The sequence below is a fragment of the Methylocystis silviterrae genome (assembly GCF_013350005.1).
In the GTDB taxonomy this organism is placed as follows: domain Bacteria; phylum Pseudomonadota; class Alphaproteobacteria; order Rhizobiales; family Beijerinckiaceae; genus Methylocystis; species Methylocystis silviterrae.
Genome location: NZ_JABVWW010000013.1, coordinates 19,832 through 36,141, shown reverse-complemented (window position 1 = coordinate 36,141; position 16,310 = coordinate 19,832). Strand labels below are relative to the sequence as shown.

At 62.9% G+C, this 16,310-nt stretch carries 19 protein-coding genes; 2 read left to right on the top strand and 17 right to left on the bottom strand.

Features of this window, described 5'->3' with window-relative positions; all coding sequences use genetic code 11:
* Positions 1 to 134: 134 nt before the first annotated feature.
* From HUN39_RS13435 to HUN39_RS13420, 4 genes are all read right to left on the bottom strand, one after another.
* Positions 135 to 2,096, bottom strand: coding sequence for an acyl CoA:acetate/3-ketoacid CoA transferase (locus HUN39_RS13435; protein ID WP_175095008.1), 1,962 nt, complete (start codon positions 2,094 to 2,096; stop codon positions 135 to 137).
* A 175-nt stretch (positions 2,097 to 2,271) separates the two neighbouring features.
* Positions 2,272 to 2,646, bottom strand: a complete 375-nt coding sequence (locus HUN39_RS13430) for a 6-pyruvoyl trahydropterin synthase family protein (protein ID WP_175095007.1) — start codon at positions 2,644 to 2,646, stop codon at positions 2,272 to 2,274.
* Positions 2,647 to 2,648: 2 nt separating this feature from the next.
* A complete protein-coding gene (gene queE, locus HUN39_RS13425; RefSeq protein WP_175095006.1) occupies positions 2,649 to 3,281 on the bottom strand; it encodes a 7-carboxy-7-deazaguanine synthase in 633 nt (210 codons plus the stop codon).
* 162 nt (positions 3,282 to 3,443) lie between these two features.
* Positions 3,444 to 3,821 (bottom strand): c-type cytochrome, encoded by a 378-nt coding sequence (locus HUN39_RS13420; RefSeq protein WP_175095005.1) that lies wholly within the window; start codon positions 3,819 to 3,821, stop codon positions 3,444 to 3,446.
* Between the two features lie 392 nt (positions 3,822 to 4,213).
* On the opposite strand from HUN39_RS13420, the gene HUN39_RS13415 reads away from it, so the two are divergent.
* The gene (locus HUN39_RS13415) at positions 4,214 to 5,101 is read left to right on the top strand and encodes a tetratricopeptide repeat protein (protein WP_175095068.1); all 888 of its coding nucleotides are present in this window, start codon (positions 4,214 to 4,216) and stop codon (positions 5,099 to 5,101) included.
* A 9-nt stretch (positions 5,102 to 5,110) separates the two neighbouring features.
* Here HUN39_RS13415 and HUN39_RS13410 read toward each other — a convergent pair whose 3' ends face one another.
* Positions 5,111 to 5,998: an MBL fold metallo-hydrolase gene (locus HUN39_RS13410; RefSeq protein ID WP_175095004.1), complete on the bottom strand. Its 888-nt coding sequence runs from the start codon at positions 5,996 to 5,998 to the stop codon at positions 5,111 to 5,113.
* Positions 5,999 to 6,128: 130 nt separating this feature from the next.
* On the opposite strand from HUN39_RS13410, the gene HUN39_RS13405 reads away from it, so the two are divergent.
* Positions 6,129 to 6,944, top strand: coding sequence for a sulfite exporter TauE/SafE family protein (locus tag HUN39_RS13405; RefSeq protein ID WP_175095003.1), 816 nt, complete (start codon positions 6,129 to 6,131; stop codon positions 6,942 to 6,944).
* Here HUN39_RS13405 and xth read toward each other — a convergent pair.
* The 12 genes from xth to HUN39_RS13345 all read right to left on the bottom strand — a co-directional run bounded on the left by xth (position 6,923) and on the right by HUN39_RS13345 (position 16,262).
* Positions 6,923 to 7,708, bottom strand: coding sequence for an exodeoxyribonuclease III (gene xth / locus HUN39_RS13400; protein ID WP_175095067.1), 786 nt, complete (start codon positions 7,706 to 7,708; stop codon positions 6,923 to 6,925). The two genes, HUN39_RS13405 and xth, sit on opposite strands and share 22 nt — an antisense overlap.
* A gap of 140 nt (positions 7,709 to 7,848) precedes the next feature.
* Positions 7,849 to 8,400 (bottom strand): cytochrome c, encoded by a 552-nt coding sequence (locus HUN39_RS13395; RefSeq protein ID WP_210266967.1) that lies wholly within the window; start codon positions 8,398 to 8,400, stop codon positions 7,849 to 7,851.
* 69 nt (positions 8,401 to 8,469) lie between these two features.
* Positions 8,470 to 10,086, bottom strand: coding sequence for an urease accessory protein UreH domain-containing protein (locus HUN39_RS13390; RefSeq protein ID WP_175095002.1), 1,617 nt, complete (start codon positions 10,084 to 10,086; stop codon positions 8,470 to 8,472).
* Positions 10,087 to 10,212: 126 nt separating this feature from the next.
* Positions 10,213 to 10,398 carry a YgaP family membrane protein gene (locus HUN39_RS13385; protein ID WP_018406346.1) on the bottom strand — a complete coding sequence of 62 codons (186 nt, stop codon included), beginning with the start codon at positions 10,396 to 10,398 and terminating at the stop codon, positions 10,213 to 10,215.
* 91 nt (positions 10,399 to 10,489) lie between these two features.
* Positions 10,490 to 10,591 (bottom strand): cytochrome bd-I oxidase subunit CydX, encoded by a 102-nt coding sequence (gene cydX / locus HUN39_RS13380; protein ID WP_018406347.1) that lies wholly within the window; start codon positions 10,589 to 10,591, stop codon positions 10,490 to 10,492.
* Positions 10,592 to 10,608: 17 nt separating this feature from the next.
* Positions 10,609 to 11,748 (bottom strand): cytochrome d ubiquinol oxidase subunit II, encoded by a 1,140-nt coding sequence (gene cydB / locus HUN39_RS13375; protein ID WP_175095001.1) that lies wholly within the window; start codon positions 11,746 to 11,748, stop codon positions 10,609 to 10,611.
* A gap of 14 nt (positions 11,749 to 11,762) precedes the next feature.
* Positions 11,763 to 13,337, bottom strand: coding sequence for a cytochrome ubiquinol oxidase subunit I (locus tag HUN39_RS13370; protein ID WP_175095000.1), 1,575 nt, complete (start codon positions 13,335 to 13,337; stop codon positions 11,763 to 11,765).
* Between the two features lie 19 nt (positions 13,338 to 13,356).
* A complete protein-coding gene (gene cydP, locus HUN39_RS13365) occupies positions 13,357 to 13,515 on the bottom strand; it encodes a cytochrome oxidase putative small subunit CydP (RefSeq protein WP_175094999.1) in 159 nt (52 codons plus the stop codon).
* Between the two features lie 53 nt (positions 13,516 to 13,568).
* Complete coding sequence (locus HUN39_RS13360; protein ID WP_175094998.1) at positions 13,569 to 14,852, bottom strand: NAD(P)/FAD-dependent oxidoreductase; 1,284 nt, start codon at positions 14,850 to 14,852, stop codon at positions 13,569 to 13,571.
* A 97-nt stretch (positions 14,853 to 14,949) separates the two neighbouring features.
* Positions 14,950 to 15,639 (bottom strand): Crp/Fnr family transcriptional regulator, encoded by a 690-nt coding sequence (locus tag HUN39_RS13355; RefSeq protein ID WP_175094997.1) that lies wholly within the window; start codon positions 15,637 to 15,639, stop codon positions 14,950 to 14,952.
* Positions 15,640 to 15,705: 66 nt separating this feature from the next.
* Entirely contained in the window at positions 15,706 to 15,906 is a 201-nt protein-coding gene (locus tag HUN39_RS13350; RefSeq protein ID WP_018406353.1) for a YgaP family membrane protein, read from the bottom strand.
* Complete coding sequence (locus HUN39_RS13345; protein WP_175094996.1) at positions 15,903 to 16,262, bottom strand: ArsR/SmtB family transcription factor; 360 nt, start codon at positions 16,260 to 16,262, stop codon at positions 15,903 to 15,905. Before HUN39_RS13345 ends, HUN39_RS13350 begins: the two co-directional genes overlap by 4 nt.
* Positions 16,263 to 16,310: the final 48 nt, after the last annotated feature.

The window sequence follows — 16,310 nt, the reverse complement described above, 5'->3', positions numbered from 1 at the left end:
AGCAAACGGCCCCGTGAGCTCTGCGCCACGGGGCCTGTTTTATTTCCATCGCTAAAAAGCACAGTCCCGGGCGAAAGCCGAACGCGACGTTCGGCCCTTCGCCTTTCAAGGCTCGGAACCAGCCGCTGGCCCGGCTACGCCGGCGCCTTCTCTTCTTCCTTGCTGACGACCTCGAGGAAGCTCTCCGCCGCCTCGCGCCGCTCGAAGACATGCGGCTGCAGTCCGCGTTTGGACAGCGCCTCCTTCATCTTCAGGCGCGCGAAGGCGCTCGTCGCATAACGGGTCGTCGTCAGATAATAGCGCTGGCTCATATAGTCGATCATTTCGGCGTAATCGTCGTAGAGCGCCTCGTTGATCTTCCAGCCGTCGTGATTGACGACCGAGTTGACGCGCTTGCCGACCTTGTCCGACGCCTCGATCAGCGTCTTGCGCAGATCGTCGATGTCCTTCTTGGTGCGGGCGTGCCAGCCCTCGAGATTGACGAAAAGAATGTTGCGGTCGGCGTCGTACGTGACGCGATCGGACATGTTGAGATTGATCAGGTCGGCGAGCAGCCCCATCGGCTCGTCGATGAAGATGCGCTTATCCATCAGTTCGGCGTGTTCGATGATGGGCTTGAAATCCATATGCGCCAGGATGTCCTTGTCGATATCGATCCCCGGCGCGACCTCGATCAGTTCAAGCCCCTTGTCGACGAGTTTGAACACACAGCGCTCGGTCACGTAATAGACCGGCTGCTTGCGCTTTTGCGCGAATTTGCCGGAGAAGGTGATCTGCTCGACGGCGTTGAGGAACTTCTTGTTCCTGCCTTCCTGCAGAATGTTCACCTTGCCGTCGGCGATCTCGACGCGCAGCCCGCCATTGGTGAAGGTGCCGGCGTAAACGACGAGTCGCGCGTTCTGGCTGATATTGATGAAGCCGCCGCAGCCGTTGAGGCGTCCGCCAAATTTCGACGTGTTGACGTTGCCCTGCAGGTCGCACTCGGCCATGCCGAGGCAGGTCATGTCGAGACCGCCGCCGTCATAGAAGTCGAACTGCTGGTTCTGCTGAATGATCGCGTCGGCGTTGGTCGCGGCCCCGAAGCTCGAACCGGCCGCGAGCACGCCGCCGATGGCGCCGGCTTCCGTCGTCAGCGTGATGTAGGGCGTCATCTTTTCTTCGTTGGCGACGGCGGCGATGCCTTCCGGCGCGCCGACGCCAAGATTAACCACGCCGTTCGGCGGCAGCTCGAAACTGGCGCGCCGCGCGATGACCTTGCGCTCGTCGAGCGGCATTTTGGCGAACTTCTCGACCGGCACGCGGATTTCGCCGGAAAGCGCCGGATTGTGGATCACGCCATAGTTCATGCGGTGCATTTCCGGCGGATCGGCGATGACGACCGCCGAGACCAGAATGCCGGGCACATGCACGTCCTTCGGTTTGATCGAACCTTGTTCGACGATGCGCTCGACCTGCGCGATCACCAGCCCGCCATTGTTATGCGCGGCCATCGCCTGAGCGAGATTGTCGAGCACGAGCGCCTCGCGCTCCATCGAAATATTGCCGGAAGGATCGGCCGAGGTGCCGCGAATGAAGGCGACGTCGATCTTGGTGGCGATATAGAACAGCCACTCCTCACCCATGATGTTATGGTATTTGACCATGTCCTCCTTGGTGCGGTCGTTCACCTTGCCGCCGCCAAAGCGCGGGTCGACATAGGTGTAGAGGCCGACTTTGGAGAAGAGGCCCGGCTGGCCTGCGGCGCAGGCGCGGTAAAGCTGCGAGATGACGCCCTGCGGGAGATTGTAGCCGCAGATCTTGTTCTCCTGCGCCGCCTGGGCGACCTTCGGCATGCGGCCGAAATTGGCGGCGATCACCCGGCGCAGCAATCCTTCGTGATGGAAGCGTCCCGTGCCGAGGCCCTTGGAGTCGCCGGCGCCGGCCGTCATGATCAGCGTGAGGTCGCGCGGATGCTGGCTCTCGACGAAGCGCTTTTCCAAAGCGGCGTGCAAGGCCTCGGGAATGCAGCTCTGGACGAAGCCGGTGGTGGTTACGACGTCATTGTCGCGAATGAGCGCAATCGCCTCGTCGGCGGTAATGACCTTATTGTTCGCCATGTCCTCAGGGTTCCCTCGCTCCCCACTCTTTGATTGCGGACCGTTGACGTCGCCGCTCTGGTGGGCGTTTTGCTCAAAATGAGCGCTCAACCGTAGAGACCGCGCCGCCCTCGCGCAATAGCGGCGATGCGCCGCAGATCGGCCGCAACCTCGCCAACGCGCGGGAGATTGGCCGTCAGTCGCCGCGGTAGACGCAGCCCTCGAAACAGCTGTCGCGAAAGACCCCGACTTCGACAAGACCCGGCAATGTGGGCGCAAGGTCGCGCCAGATATAGGCGCAGAGATTTTCGAGCGTCGGCTTTCCCAGCCCTTCAAGATCGTTGAGAAACGAATGGTCGAGGCGTTCGCGCAGCTCGTTGAGCCTGCGGCCAAGCTTGCCGAGGTCCATCACCCATTGCTCTTCGACGCTGGGCTCGCCCCGCAGGGTGACGCGCACGCGAAAGGAATGGCCGTGGAGATTGCGGTATTTGCCGCCCTCTGGAGCCTCGGGATCGTAGAGCGCGTGCGCCGCCTCGAAATAAAACTCCCGAAAGACCTCGAAACTCGACACAGTCACTTCACCCCGATCGACTTGTGGGTTTGCAAAGACAGACGCCAGCGCGGATGCGCCAGGCAGTAGCTGACCGCAGCCTCCGTATTGCGCGAAACATCCGGGCCGTCCATGGGCTGCAACAGAAAATGCGTGAAGTCGAGCCGCTCATAGGCGGCGGGGTCGACCCCCTGCTGGGGGAAGACCAGCTTCAATTCCGCGCCGCGCGTCTGGGCCAGCGGCGCGCCGGCCTTGGGCGACACGCAGATCCAGTCGATCCCAAAGATGACGGGCAGCGTGCCGTTCGTCTCAATGGCGATCTCAAATCCCTGCTCATGCAGCGCCGCGACCAAAGCCTCATCGATCTGCAGCATCGGCTCGCCGCCGGTCAGCACCGCGAAGCGTTGCGCGCGGCCCTCCCCCCATAGCGTCGCCAAATGGCCCGCAAGCGCCGTGGCGTCGGCGAACTTTCCCCCGCCCTCGCCCTCGAAGCCGACGAAGTCCGTGTCGCAGAACTGGCACTGCGCGGCGGCGCGGTCCGCTTCGCGCCCGCTCCACAGATTGCAGCCGGCGAAGCGGCAAAAGACCGCGGCGCGGCCTGCGTTAACGCCCTCGCCCTGCAGGGTTTTGAAGGCTTCCTTGACGATGTAGGCCATTGCCCGCTCTAGATCACGCTGCATTTGGGCGAAATCGCCCAAATGCAGTAACGTGATCGATCTCAAAGTTCTAGAGCGCGCTTTACGCGAAAAACCGGCATCCACTTTTTCGCAGGCGCGCTCTAGCGCGGACGCCGCGCGACGTAAAGCGAGGCAAGACGCTTACCCGTTCTTGGGAAGCTCCTTGTCCTTGCCCTCAGGCTCGGGCGCGGGCTGCGGGCGGGGGTCGAGGCTGCGGATATAGGAGACGATGTCGTCGATCTCCCTGCGCGAGAGATGCATGTCGGGCATCGGCGGATGCGGATCCATCAGGAAATGGCCAAGCTTCTTCCGGTCGGTTCGCCTGTGGGCGATATCGAAGAAGGACGGCGCGTCGGCCGAGGCGCTGGTCTGATCCGACGTCACCACATGGCAGGACGCGCACCATCGCTTCGCGACGATCGCGCCGCGCTGGGCGTCGCCCGCGGCAAGCGCCAAAGTTGCGAAAGCGCCGCTCCCGCCGACGAGGGCCGTAGCGAGCATAAGGCGTCGAAGCTGCATGTGGTTTCCTTAAGCGAGGAGCCGTCGATTCGCTCGCATGAAAGCACAAGCGCGGCCCGCTGGGTATCGGCGCGTCTCATTCGAGCTTGCGTCAGGACGACGCGCCGCCTTGAGGCGCTGCTGCATTTTTGCAACAGTAATGTGATCTGATTGCAACAGTGCAACAGATTAGCATTTTGCTCACGATTGTCGCTGCGCCAGCCCCTTTTCAGACACAAAAGCTGAGCTAATGTGATCGGGTCACAAGCTCATTCGAGATGCGGAGACAGGCGCCGAAAGATTTCGCTTTCGGCCGCAGGTTCCTTCTTTCCCTCTCGCTGATCAGCGGTGACGGCTGGCGTATGGCCTTAAGGACGTCGGGCGTCTTCTGGGGTGAGGAAAGTCGGAACATTATGGTCGAAAGCGTTCATACGGGCGTGATTTCAGCCTTTAGGCGCAAGAAGCGCGCGGCTTTGCCTCTCTGCCTTTTCGCGACGAGCCTGGGCATGCTGGTGACGGCTTTTGTCGCGCCGGCGCCCGCTCTTGACGCGCCTCGAACGGCCGCGAGAGCCGAGTCGCAGCCTCTGCCGATGTTCAAGGATCCGCGCGCGGCGCTCCGCGCCGGACTCGAAAGCTACCATGCCGGCGACGCCACGACCTCCATCGCCGCGCTGCGCTACGCCGCCGAGGGCGGCGAGCCGCTGGCCAAATGGAAGCTTGGCCGAATGTACGCCGAAGGCGACGGCGTCGTTCGCGACGACGCCAAGGCCTATGAATATTTCGCGCAAATCGTCGACCACTACGCCGACGACGAGCCGGATCCGCGCGAGCGTTCGATGGCGGCGAGCGCCTTCGTCGCCGTGGGCATTTATCTGCGCGACGGCGTTCCTAGCGGAAAGATCAAGCCCGATCTCGATCGCGCGTTTGATCTGTTCCGTTATGCGGCGACGTATTTCAGCAACGCCGACGCGCAGTACAATCTGGCGCGAATGTATCTCGAAGGGACCGGCGTGAAGAAGAACGTCCGCCAGGGCGTGAATTGGCTGGAGCTCGCGGCGCGCAAGGGCCATCCGCAGGCGCAGGCGATGCTCGGCCGGATGATGTTCACCGGCGAGGCGAGCGGCGAACCCGAACGCGCGCGCGGACTCATGTTTCTAACGCTGGCGCGCGACGCAGCTGGCGGCGCGACCCGCGACCAATGGATCGCGGATTTGCACGCTGAAGCGCTGAATTCCGCCAGCGACGCCGACCGTAGCGCGGCCGTCACCATGCTTGAAGGCTATCTGCGCGAACGCAACTGACGTTCAAGTTCAGCCGGCCTGCGCCGCGGCGCCTTTGAACTTCACCGGAATGCTCAGGAAGCGCGCGCCATCCCCGCGCGGCGGCGGAAACTTGCCGGCGCGGATGTTCACCTGAATCGACGGCAGCAAAAGCCGCGGCGCGGCAAGCTCCTGATCCCGCTTCTGGCGCCCGGCCACGAAGTCTTCCTCGCTCACGCCGTCCTTGATCTGCACGTTCTCGGCGCGCTGCTCGGCGACCGTCGTCTCCCAGGCATAGAATTCTCGTCCCGGCGCCTTGTAGTCGTGACACATGAAGAGCCGCGTCTGCGGGGGCAGCGAAAGAATGCGGCGGATCGACTGGTAAAGCGCATGCGCGTCGCCGCCCGGAAAATCCGCGCGCGCCGTCCCATAGTCGGGCATGAACAGCGTGTCGCCGACAAACACCGCATCGCCGATCTTATAAGCGACGTCGGCCGGCGTGTGGCCGGGCGTGTAGATCGTTTCGCCCTCGAGTTCGCCGATCTTGAACCGCTCGCCGTCCTTGAAGAGGTGGTCGAAGCAGCCGCCGTCGGCCTTTACGTCCTCAGCCCCGAACACCGGCTTGAAGATCGCCTGGACCTTGTCGATGTGTTCGCCGATGCCGATCTTCGCGCCCGTCGCCGTTTTGACGATCTGGGCGGCCGTAAGATGATCGGCGTGCGCATGAGTTTCGAGAACCCAATCGATCGTTAATCCTTCCCGCGCCGCCTCGGCGAGGATGGCGTCGATGGAATGCGAATCGGCGACTCCGCTCGCCGGGTCATAATCGAGCACGGGATCGACGATCGCCGCGCGCTTCGTGGCGGGGTCGCTGACGATATAGGTGATCGTGTTGGTGGGCTCGTCAAAGAAGGCCCTCACGGACGGCGCCTGCGGCATCGATCTCTCCTTCTTGCAGCGCTCAAGCACTCGCTTCGTTCGTGCTTTCGCCTTTTCCTGCTTGCGCCGTCAGATATATGCGCTATAGCTAAATAAGCAATAGCTAATATTATACGCGCGAAGGAGCGACATGCTGACGGCTCTTCCTCTGGACGCCGTGCTTGGTCTGATCTCCGGCGGACTCGTCGGCTTTACGCTGGCGCTCGTCGGCGGCGGCGGCTCGGTGCTGGCCGTGCCGCTTCTTGTCTATCTTGTCGGCGTGCCCAATCCACATATCGCGATCGGCTCAAGCGCCGCGGCCGTCGCCGTCAACGCCCTGATGAGTCTCGCCAATCATGCGCGCGCACGGACCATCAAATGGCGCTGCGCCTCTGTCTTCGCAGTCTTCGGGGTTGCCGGCGCATTCGGCGGATCGACGCTCGGAAAGATCATCGACGGCGAGAAGCTGCTGGCGCTGTTCGCGCTGCTGATGGTCGTTGTGTCCTATCTGATGCTCCGGCGCCGGGGCGCGCTGGGCTATCCAGCAGTCAGGCTCAACCGCGAGAATTTCTCCCGGCTCGCCGGCGCCGGCGCTACGGCCGGCGCGCTTTCGGGCTTCTTCGGCATCGGCGGCGGCTTCCTGATCGTGCCGGGGCTGATGTTTGCTTCCGACATGCCGATCTTGAACGCCATCGGCTCGTCGCTCGTCGCGGTCGCCGCCTTCGCGGTGACAACGGCGGCGAACTACGCTTCTTCAGACCTCGTGGACTGGGAGCTTGCCGGGACGCTCGTGCTCGGCGGCGCGTTTGGCGGATTGATCGGCGCCGCGGCGGCGCGACATCTGTCAAAGATGCGCGGGGCGCTGAGCGCCGTCTTCGCGACGGTCATCTTCGCGGTGGCGCTCTATGTGCTCTGGCGCAGCGGCGGCGCGCTCGGTCTACTCGATCACGCGGCGAAATCGGCGTAGATCGCGACGTGATCGGAAGGTTTCTCGCCGGCCCGCATCGATTTGACGATCTCTACGCGCGCCAGCCGATCAGAAGCTTGCGGCGAGAGCAGAAGATGATCGATGCGAAGTCCCTTGTTCTTCTGCCAGGCGCCGGCCTGATAATCCCAAAACGTGTAAAGCCCGCCTTCGTCGGACGTCGCTCGCAAAGCGTCCGCATAGCCGAGATTGACCAGGCGCTGATAGGCGGCGCGGGTCTGCGGCAGGAATAATGCGTCGCCAACCCAGGCCGACGCCTCATAGACGTCCCGCGCCTCCGGAATGACATTGTAGTCGCCGGCAAGCACCGTCGGCTCTTCGAGGCCAAGCAGCGCCTCCGCGTGGCGCGTCAGCGTCTCCATGAAGGCGAGCTTGTAGAGATATTTCTGCGTGTGCGGCGGATTGCCGTTTGGCGCATAGATCGAGGCGACGCGCATGACGCCGCCGGCGCCGTCGGCGATGATCGCCTCAATGTAGCGCGACTGCGCCTCGCCGTCGAAGCCCGGCAGACCGAGAGTCACATCCTGTAGCGGCGATTTCGAAAGAATCGCCACGCCATTAAACCCCTTCTGTCCGTGGACAGCGACGTTATAGCCGGCGTCCTCGATTTCGAGTCGCGGGAAGGCGTGGTCCTCGCACTTCGTTTCCTGCAGGCAGAGCGCGTCCGGCGCGGCCTCGCGCAAAAAGGCGAGAAGCGGCGCGAGACGCTGCCTGACGGAATTGACGTTCCAAGTCGCGATGCGCACCGTCGGCTCCTGGAGCACGCTGGATTCGGGCGAATGCGCCCACATCCAAATGACGTAATCGTTCACATAAATTTAGAGCGCGCTTGGCGCGAAAAACCGGCGTCACTTTTTCGCGAGCGCGCTCTAGCGCCGCACGCGCGCTAGTCGAGGCGATAGGTGGCGTGGCAGGCGTTGCAGGCTTGCACGACTTGCGACAGTTCAGCAAGCGCGGGCCGCATGTCGCCGCCGGGCCCGATCTTGGCCGCCTCCTGCGCGAATTTGCTCGCCTGCTCATGCATCGTCAGACCGAGCGCGCGCATCTCGTCGGGCATGTGATGCGCCATCATCGCCGGCATATCGCCGAGTTCGCCGCTCTTGGCGTTCGGCTTGCACGCCGCCGCGCCGGACGACGCCATGCCGAGCCGCGTGTCGGCGATTTTCCCCGCGCCCGCGCCGTCGCCCTTGCCCAAGGCCGCCAGGATCTCGGCGACCGCCTCCGCATGTCCGCGCATATTGGCGAGCATATGCGCGCGCATCGGCGCCGGAAGGTCGACCTCCTGGCGCGTGTCGCTCATCTTCGGCGACATTTTCATATGCTCCATGTTCATTTGCTTCATATGCACGCCGTGATCGTCCGTATCGTCGCCCGCGATAGCGGCGGCGGCGAACAACGAGAGCCCGCATGCCGCGGCTAAGAGAAATCTTCCGATCATGGCCTCCCCCTTTTCATGTGAGCGGGTCGAACGTAACCCGCAGCGCCCCGGGACGCACGAGACGAATCGTCACGGCTGCGCGTCGGCGGGCAGAGTGATGATTTGGCCCTGCCGCAACTTTTTACGATTGAGCGCCGGATTGGCGGCGGCGATGTCGCGCCAGCGCTTTTCGTCGCCATAGAGCCGCTTGGCGATCGCGCGCAGCGTGTCGCCGCGCCGCACCGTATAGGTCTTCTGCACGGCGACCGGCGCTGGCGGGCTTTGCCTCGCTTGAGGCGCGCCCTGATCGGCCGAGGCGACAGGGGCGGATGGCTGAGATGGCGCGGCCGGCTTTGCGTCGACGACGACGAACTCCCCGCGCAACATTCCCATCCAGCAGCTCCAGGGAATGACGCCCGTCTTTTCCGGCGTGAATTCGATCGTCTGCCGTCCCGGCTTGACGTCGAATTCGAGCTTCAAGGATGGAACCAGGATACGATTATTGCAGGTCGTCACTTGCGTCGCGTTGATCACCCATTTGACCGGAACGCCGCGCAGCAGCGTGAAGCGGGTGGGCGCAAAGCCAAGGCCATTGGCCTCCATCTCGATCGTCTGCGTCTTCGGCGCGGCAGAATCCTGCTGTGGTTGGGCGCGTTCAACGGGCGCCGGGCTTCGCCAGCTCGTCGTCAGCGACGCGAGATCGGCGCCCGAGCCTGTGAGGATCAATCCGCGATTGATCATCACCGCGCCGAGCGCGACGACGATCACGCCGGACGCGGTCAGCAGGCGATGCGTCACCGCCCCCGAGAGCACTGTCGTCAGCGCGCCGAAGGCGAGCATCACCGGCAAGGTTCCAAGACCGAAGACGAATAGCGTCTTCGCGCCTTCCACCGGGCTGCCGGTCCCGGCCGCCATCACATACATCGCCTGTAACGGTCCGCAGGCGATCATCAGTCCATTGAGAAGACCGATCACGAACGGTCGATGTCTGGCGCCGCCCGCCTCGCGATTCACCCAGTTCTGCAGCGGGCCGGGCAGTCCGAACCGGAAGCGGCGTAGCGGCGCGAACAGGCCGAGCATATTGAGCCCGAAGATGAGGAGGAAAGCGCCCGCCGCGACTCCGGCGACGCCGCGCAGTAGGGGCGTGAACGCGATGAAGGCGCCGAGCCAGCCGAAGGCGGCGCCGATCGTGGCGTAGGAAAGCGTCTTTCCCGCCCCATAGGCGAGGTGTGAGACGAAGGACGAGCGCCCCGCCCGCGCGTCGGCCGCCGCATAACCCACAACGAAACCGCCGCACATGCCGACGCAATGAAAACCGGTCAGCAGGCCCAGAAGAAACAGGAGGCCGAGACTCATATGCTGAGCGATGTCCGGTTCGCCCTCGGCGCTGATCCAACGCGTATCGAACAAAATTAAGGCGGCGAGCGCGGCGAGCGCGGTGACGATGATCGCCAGTCTTACGAAAGGCGAACGCCGGCGCTGCGCTTCTTCCGTCAGAACGACGCGATAGCCGTTCTGCTCGACGCTGTTGCGAATCGCACTGAAATTGGTCGCATCGGCGTCATAGTCGACGACGACCGTCTCGGTCGGATAGCTGGCCGAAACGCTGCGCACGCCGGCGAGCTTTCTGACCGCCGCCTCGATGACATGCTCGCAGCCGTGGCAATGCATGCCGCGGGCGTGAAACGTGATCGCCGTTTCATTCATCCAGGTTACGCCTCGCCGCGCAGCGTCCGACCGTAGCCGGCGCTCCAGCGTCGGCCGCATTGCGTCATTCCGTCTTCGCGCCGTGGCCGGCGCGAGACGGATTTACGTGCCGAGCTACTTGCCGAGCTACTTGCCGAGCGTATCCATGCCCAGAAGCTTATAGGCGGGGCAGAAGTTGACGAAGGCCGTGGTCAGCGGAATGAGCCCGACAAGGCCCCATAGCGACTGCGGACCAATGAAGACGAGGCTGAGCAAGAGCAGTCCGGCGACGATGCGGATGATCCGATCGGTCCTTCCGATATTGGCGACCATGATAATCTCCCTTCTCCCGCGGCGATGCAATGTCAGGCTATCGCCTCGCGTGAGATCGCACAGCGACTAAGTCTCGCTTGAGGCGCGGCTGCTATTTTTGCCTGTCGTCGTCGTCGAGCTCGAGCCACATGGCGTTGAGAATGGCGAAGGCGCAGGCGAGCCCCAGCCCTAGGATCCAGGAAAAATACCACATGCCGCGTTTTCTCCCGCTCAATAGTAGTAATCGTCGCCGCGACGGATCGCCGCCTCGCTCACTGCGCCGCGCAGCACGTAGTAGACCCAGCTGGTGTAGGCAAGGACGATCGGCAGAAAGACGATCACCGCGATGAGCATGAGCGAGAGCGTCGCTTTGCTCGACGACGCGTCCCAGACCGTCAGGCTTTGGCTCGGGTGGGTCGATGACGGCAGCAGGAACGGGAACATGCTGAAGCCCGCCATGGTTGCGACGCCCGCGACCGAAAGGCTGCTGGCGAGAAACGCGATCCTGCCCGCCGAGAAGGCGAAGGCCAACGCCGCAACGAGCGCGCCCGTGTACGCCAGCGCGGGCGCAGCGATCATCCAGGGGTAGGCGCGGTAATTGTCGAGCCAGGCGCCGGCTTCTCGCGTCACCGACTTCGCCAACGGATTCGAAGGCCCTGCATGTTCGATGACGCCGTCGATGCGAAATCCTTCGACGCCCAGCATGATCCACAGTCCCCCGGCGGAAATGAGCAGAACAAGCAGAATCGCCGCGAGCGCGCCAGATCGGCGGGCGCGGACGGAAACCTCACCCTCGCTTTTCACGCTCAGCCAGGCCGAGCCTTGCATCGTGAGCATCGCTACGCTCACGAGGCCGCAGAGCAAGGCGAATGGATTAAGCAGACCAAGGAGGCCGCCCTCATAGGTCGGGCGCAGCGCCTGATCGAAATGGAAGGGAACGCCCTGCAGAAGATTGCCGAAGGCCACGCCGAAAATCAGCGCGGGGACAAAACCGGAGACGAAGAAGAGCCAGTCCCAGGTTTCGCGCCAGCCGGTCTCGGGTCTTTTGTCGCGGAAGGTGATCGCCACCGGCCGCAGAATGAGGCCGATCAGCACCAGCAGCATGGCAAGATAGAAGCCGGAGAAGGACACCGCATAAAGCGGCGGCCAGGCCGCGAAGACAGCGCCGCCGCCGAGAATGAACCAGACCTGGTTGCCTTCCCAGACGGGACCGATCGTGTTCAGCGTCACGCGCCGCTGCGTGTCATTGCGCGCAACGAAAGGATGCAGCATGGCGACGCCAATGTCGAAGCCGTCCATGACGGCGAAGCCCACGAGCAGGACGCCGAGAATCGCCCACCAGATGAGGCGAAGCGTCATATAGTCGAACATTGCTTTCGCCTTTGCTATCGGGTTTGCGCCGGCGCCGGCGCGGGAAGCACGGGCGCGCCTGAGCGCTGCGGCTCGGCCTCATCCCGCGGGCCGATGCGGACATATTTGACGATGAGCGCGACATCGATGATGGCGAGCGCGCTGTAGAACAGCACGAAGGCTGCGAGGCTCGCCGCGACATTCGACGCGGGGATGTTGGAGACGCCGAGGAACGTCGGCATTGTCGCGTCGATGATCCACGGCTGCCGGCCATATTCGGCGACGATCCAGCCGAGTTCGGCCGCGACCCAGGGCAGCGGCAGGCTATACATGGTCATGCGCAGGAACCAGGGCTTCCCGCAGCGTCGCCGGCTCGACAGATAGAACGCGGCGGCGAAGAGCGCGATGAAATAGAACCCCAGCGCCACCATGATGCGGAAAGACCAGAACAGCACCGGCACGTCGGGGATCGTCGACAGCGCCGCTTCATGAATCTGAGCGTCGGTCGCATTCTCGATATCGGGCCGGATGCGCTTAACCAGCAGCGAATGCCCGACGTCGCGCATCGACGCTTCGAGTTCCGGCGGAACGGCGGCGTTGGGACGACCGCCTTCTTTCGCCAGCCACTGATAGCCGGCCATGCCGTTGCGGATGCGCTCTTCGGATCGTTCGACGAGCGCCTTGACGCCTTCGACGGGCTTATCGAGCGAACGCGTCGCGATCAGGCCCAAGACCCAAGGAATTTTGATCTCGTATTTCGTTGTTTCGCTCTTGAGATCGGGAATGCCGAAGAGGGTGAAAGACGCCGGCGGCGGCTCCGTCTCCCACATCGCTTCAATCGCCGCGATCTTCATCTTCTGGTTTTCGCCGGCCGTATAGCCGCTCTCGTCGCCAAGCACGACGACCGAAAGCGCGGAAGCGAGCCCGAAGCTCGCCGCCACCGTCAGCGAGCGGCGAGCGATAGCGACATGACGACGGTTCAAAATAAAATAGGCGGCGATCGACATGACAAACATCGCGCCCGTGACATAGCCGGCGCTGACTGTGTGCACGAATTTCGACTGCGCCACGGGATTGAATAACACCTCGGCGAAGGACGTGAGCTCCATGCGCATCGTCTGCGGATTGAACGCCGCGCCGACCGGGTTCTGCATCCAGGCGTTGGCGACGAGGATCCAGAGCGCCGAGAAATTCGCGCCGAGCGCGACGAGCCAGGTGACGACGAGATGCTGCACCTTGCTTAAGCGTTTCCAGCCGAAGAAGAACAGGCCGACGAAGGTCGCCTCGAGGAAGAAGGCCATCAGGCCTTCGATGGCGAGCGGCGCGCCAAAAATGTCGCCGACATAATGCGAGTAATAGGCCCAGTTGGTGCCGAACTGGAATTCCATGGTGACGCCGGTGGCGACGCCCATGGCGAAATTGATGCCAAACAGCGTGCCCCAAAACTGCGTCGCCTCGCGCCAGACCGTGCGCCCGGTCATCACATAGACGCTCTCCATGATGGCGAGCAGCAGCGCGAGGCCTAGCGTCAGCGGCACGAACAGGAAGTGATACATCGCCGTCAGCGCGAATTGCAGGCGCGAGAGCGTGACGACGTCGAATTCGAACATTTTGAGCTCCTGATCGATGTCAACGCGGCGCAGTGGCGGACAGCGCTTCCACCATCTGCGCCGGCGTCACCCTAATGCGATGCGCGGGGCCGAAGAACACAACGTAGAGCGCGACGAGCGCCAGCAACTTGAACCCAAGCGCGATCGCGATCTCGCGTCCTAATGGCCTTGTGCGCATCGACTCATCCCCTAGCGTTGCATCCCCTAGCGTTGCATGGCTGCGGCGCCGCCTTATGACAGTGCGCGACGCAGCCGTTCGATGCCGAGCAGTTTCATGATGTAGCGCTCATAGACAGGCTCGCTCTGTCCCTTGCGGACCTTGCGCAGGAAGTATTTCTCATAGGCGATCTTGGCGAGATGCACCCACCGCCCCTCGCTCGACCAGTTGACGTTGCGCGGCGGAATCTGGGGCTTGGCGACGAAGGCGACGCCCTTGTCGCCGAAATCCGCCAAGCAAACCGCATTCCACGTGCCTTCTTCCTTTGCTTCACGCCCGGCGATCAGCGCGGCGATATTATGCGCCGTCGCCGTGACCATCGACTCGATCATATAGCCGGTCTTCGGCGTGCCCGTCGGCACCGGCGTCGCCTCGACAGGCGGGATCGCAACGCAGACGCCGACGCCGAAAACATTTCGATATTTCGGATTGCGCTGATTCTTGTCGATGATGACGAAGCCGCGCGGATTGACCAGTCCCTCAACGCCCATCAGCGCGTCGACGCCTTTGAAGGCCGGCATCACCATGGCGAATTTGAACGGCACTTCGTGCTCTTTCTTGACCTGCCCCTGGTCGTCGAGCTCGGCGCATTTGAGAAGGCCGGGTTCGATGGCGGTCGTCTTGGCGTTGACGATCCATTTGATGTCGCGATCGCGGAACGCCGATTCGAGCATCCCTTTCGTATCGCCGACGCCGCCCAAACCCAGATGGCCGACATAGGGCTCGGACGTGATGTAAGTCATCGGCACCTTGTCGCGGATGCCGCGCCGACGCAGGTCGGTGGAAAGGATCATGGCGTATTCATACGCCGGACCAAAGCAGGAGACGCCGGGCGCCGCGCCGACGATGATCGGACCAGGATCCTTGCAGAACTCCTCATAGGCCTTCGACGCCGTCTCGGCATGCTGCAACGTGCAGACCGAATGCGTATGTCCGCCATGCGGTCCAAGTCCTGGCACTTCCTCGAAGGCGAGCTTCGGACCGGTCGCAATAACGAGATAGTCGTAGGCGACGCTCTCGCCATTCTGCAGTTCGAGACGGTTTTCGTCAGGCAGAACGCGCTTCGCGCCCACCGGAATGAAATTGATCTTCTTCTTCTTGAAGACCGGCGCGAGCGGAACCTTGAGTTCTTCCGGCTTGCGCCATTGCACCGCGAGCCACGGGTTGGACGGCGTGAACTGAAAATTCTCGAGATCCGAGACGACAGTGACCTGATGTTGCTTGGAAAGTCCCTCGCGGACTTCGATCGCCGCGGCCACGCCGCCGATCCCCGCGCCCATGATGACGATATGAGCCATTTACGTCCTCCCATGCGCTCCGCGCGCACAATGTTTCGCGCTGACGGTTGCGCTCATCGGCGACGACATGCACGCTTGTCGCGCGCATGTCCGCGACTTAGTCACGCTGTGCGTCGCAGAGCGAACGCAATGCCGCCAGATTGACGATCTCGGCGCCGCCGCGCGACAATTTTATCCAGCCGCAGCGCTCAAATGCTTTCAGCGTGCGGCCGACGACTTCGCGCGCGGTGCCGAGATCGGCGGCGAGCGCCTGCTGCGTGGCGGCGATCTTGTCGCCTGCGCCGCGCAGCGCGAGAAGACGTTCGGCCAGGCGAACATTGATGCGCGTGCACACGATTTCCTCGATGCGCGACATCAGCGTGGCCAGACGCTTGCCGTAGCCCTCGAACACCAGCCCACGGAAACCTTCGGACGTGTTCATCAGCGCGTTGAAACGATCGGCGGGCACGACATAGGCGATGACGTCAGTTTCGGCGACCCCCTCGGCCGCGTAGGCGTCGTCCGAAAGCAGCGAGGCTGTCGTCAGAACGCAGGTTTCATTCGCGCCGACCCGGTAGAGCACGATTTCCCGGCCCGATTCGGTCACCCGTTGCACGCGCACCGAGCCCGAGACGATCAGCGGAAAATGGACGCATTGATCGCCCGGCCGAAACAGCACCGCGCCGCGCGGGATTTGCTTGCGCACGACCGAGTCGCGCAGAAGAGTCTTCGTCGCAGCGTCAAGGCTGCGCAAGGAAGGCGTTTCGTCGACCCAATCGGACGCCATCATCTGCCCTTCGTCGCTCACGATCCAAAGTCTTCACTTAAGCGCGCTGCGAACGATTCACGCACCCATGCTGAACATCGATAACGTCTAAAAGGCGGCGCCTGATTTGGCGCCGTACCGCTTCAGCGCCATCGCCAATGGGCAGAGGCCCGTGAAGGCGGCCTGCAGCAGATTGACGCCGACGAAAGCGGTGAGCAGGAGCCACCACGGACTGAACAACTGCGCCAAGAGCAGGCTCAGGAGGATCATGGTCCCGGCGAAGGCCATGATGATGCGATCAATGCTCATCGGGTGAGTTCCTTCGATTTGACGCGCGCGCGCGGTTTGGCCGGCTTGCCGCACTGCTCGGCGCAGAACATTTCATAGAGCAGTCCAATGATCCGCGAGACGTTCCCATCGGACAAGGAATAGTAAATCGTCTGCGATTCGCGGCGAGTCTTGACGAGCTTGTCCTCGCGCAGCCGCGCAAGGTGCTGCGAGAGCGACGATTGGCTCAGTCCAATCGCCTCCTGCAGCTTTGTCACCGACAGCTCGCCCCCGTGCAGCTGGCATAGCACCATCAGCCGATGGCGGTTGGCCAGCGCCTTGAGAAAGCTCTCGGCTTCCGCAGCTTTCGGCGCCAGAGCAAGCAGATTTACATTCATAGTTGCTAAATTATGATTATTGAATATAAATGTCAAGCCGGAAGCGCG

Excerpts from the sequence above, each read along its gene's own strand:
- HUN39_RS13435 (WP_175095008.1), bottom strand. The coding sequence starts at position 2,096 with ATGGCGAACAATAAGGTCATTACCGCCGACGAGGCGATTGCGCTCATT.
- queE (WP_175095006.1), bottom strand. The coding sequence starts at position 3,281 with ATGGCCTACATCGTCAAGGAAGCCTTCAAAACCCTGCAGGGCGAGGGC.
- HUN39_RS13420 (WP_175095005.1), bottom strand. The coding sequence starts at position 3,821 with ATGCAGCTTCGACGCCTTATGCTCGCTACGGCCCTCGTCGGCGGGAGC.
- HUN39_RS13415 (WP_175095068.1), top strand. The coding sequence starts at position 4,214 with ATGGTCGAAAGCGTTCATACGGGCGTGATTTCAGCCTTTAGGCGCAAG.
- HUN39_RS13410 (WP_175095004.1), bottom strand. The coding sequence starts at position 5,998 with ATGCCGCAGGCGCCGTCCGTGAGGGCCTTCTTTGACGAGCCCACCAAC.
- HUN39_RS13405 (WP_175095003.1), top strand. The coding sequence starts at position 6,129 with ATGCTGACGGCTCTTCCTCTGGACGCCGTGCTTGGTCTGATCTCCGGC.
- HUN39_RS13395 (WP_210266967.1), bottom strand. The coding sequence starts at position 8,400 with ATGATCGGAAGATTTCTCTTAGCCGCGGCATGCGGGCTCTCGTTGTTC.
- HUN39_RS13390 (WP_175095002.1), bottom strand. The coding sequence starts at position 10,086 with ATGAATGAAACGGCGATCACGTTTCACGCCCGCGGCATGCATTGCCAC.
- HUN39_RS13385 (WP_018406346.1), bottom strand. The coding sequence starts at position 10,398 with ATGGTCGCCAATATCGGAAGGACCGATCGGATCATCCGCATCGTCGCC.
- cydX (WP_018406347.1), bottom strand. The coding sequence starts at position 10,591 with ATGTGGTATTTTTCCTGGATCCTAGGGCTGGGGCTCGCCTGCGCCTTC.
- cydB (WP_175095001.1), bottom strand. The coding sequence starts at position 11,748 with ATGTTCGACTATATGACGCTTCGCCTCATCTGGTGGGCGATTCTCGGC.
- HUN39_RS13370 (WP_175095000.1), bottom strand. The coding sequence starts at position 13,337 with ATGTTCGAATTCGACGTCGTCACGCTCTCGCGCCTGCAATTCGCGCTG.
- cydP (WP_175094999.1), bottom strand. The coding sequence starts at position 13,515 with ATGCGCACAAGGCCATTAGGACGCGAGATCGCGATCGCGCTTGGGTTC.
- HUN39_RS13360 (WP_175094998.1), bottom strand. The coding sequence starts at position 14,852 with ATGGCTCATATCGTCATCATGGGCGCGGGGATCGGCGGCGTGGCCGCG.
- HUN39_RS13350 (WP_018406353.1), bottom strand. The coding sequence starts at position 15,906 with ATGAGCATTGATCGCATCATCATGGCCTTCGCCGGGACCATGATCCTC.
- HUN39_RS13345 (WP_175094996.1), bottom strand. The coding sequence starts at position 16,262 with ATGAATGTAAATCTGCTTGCTCTGGCGCCGAAAGCTGCGGAAGCCGAG.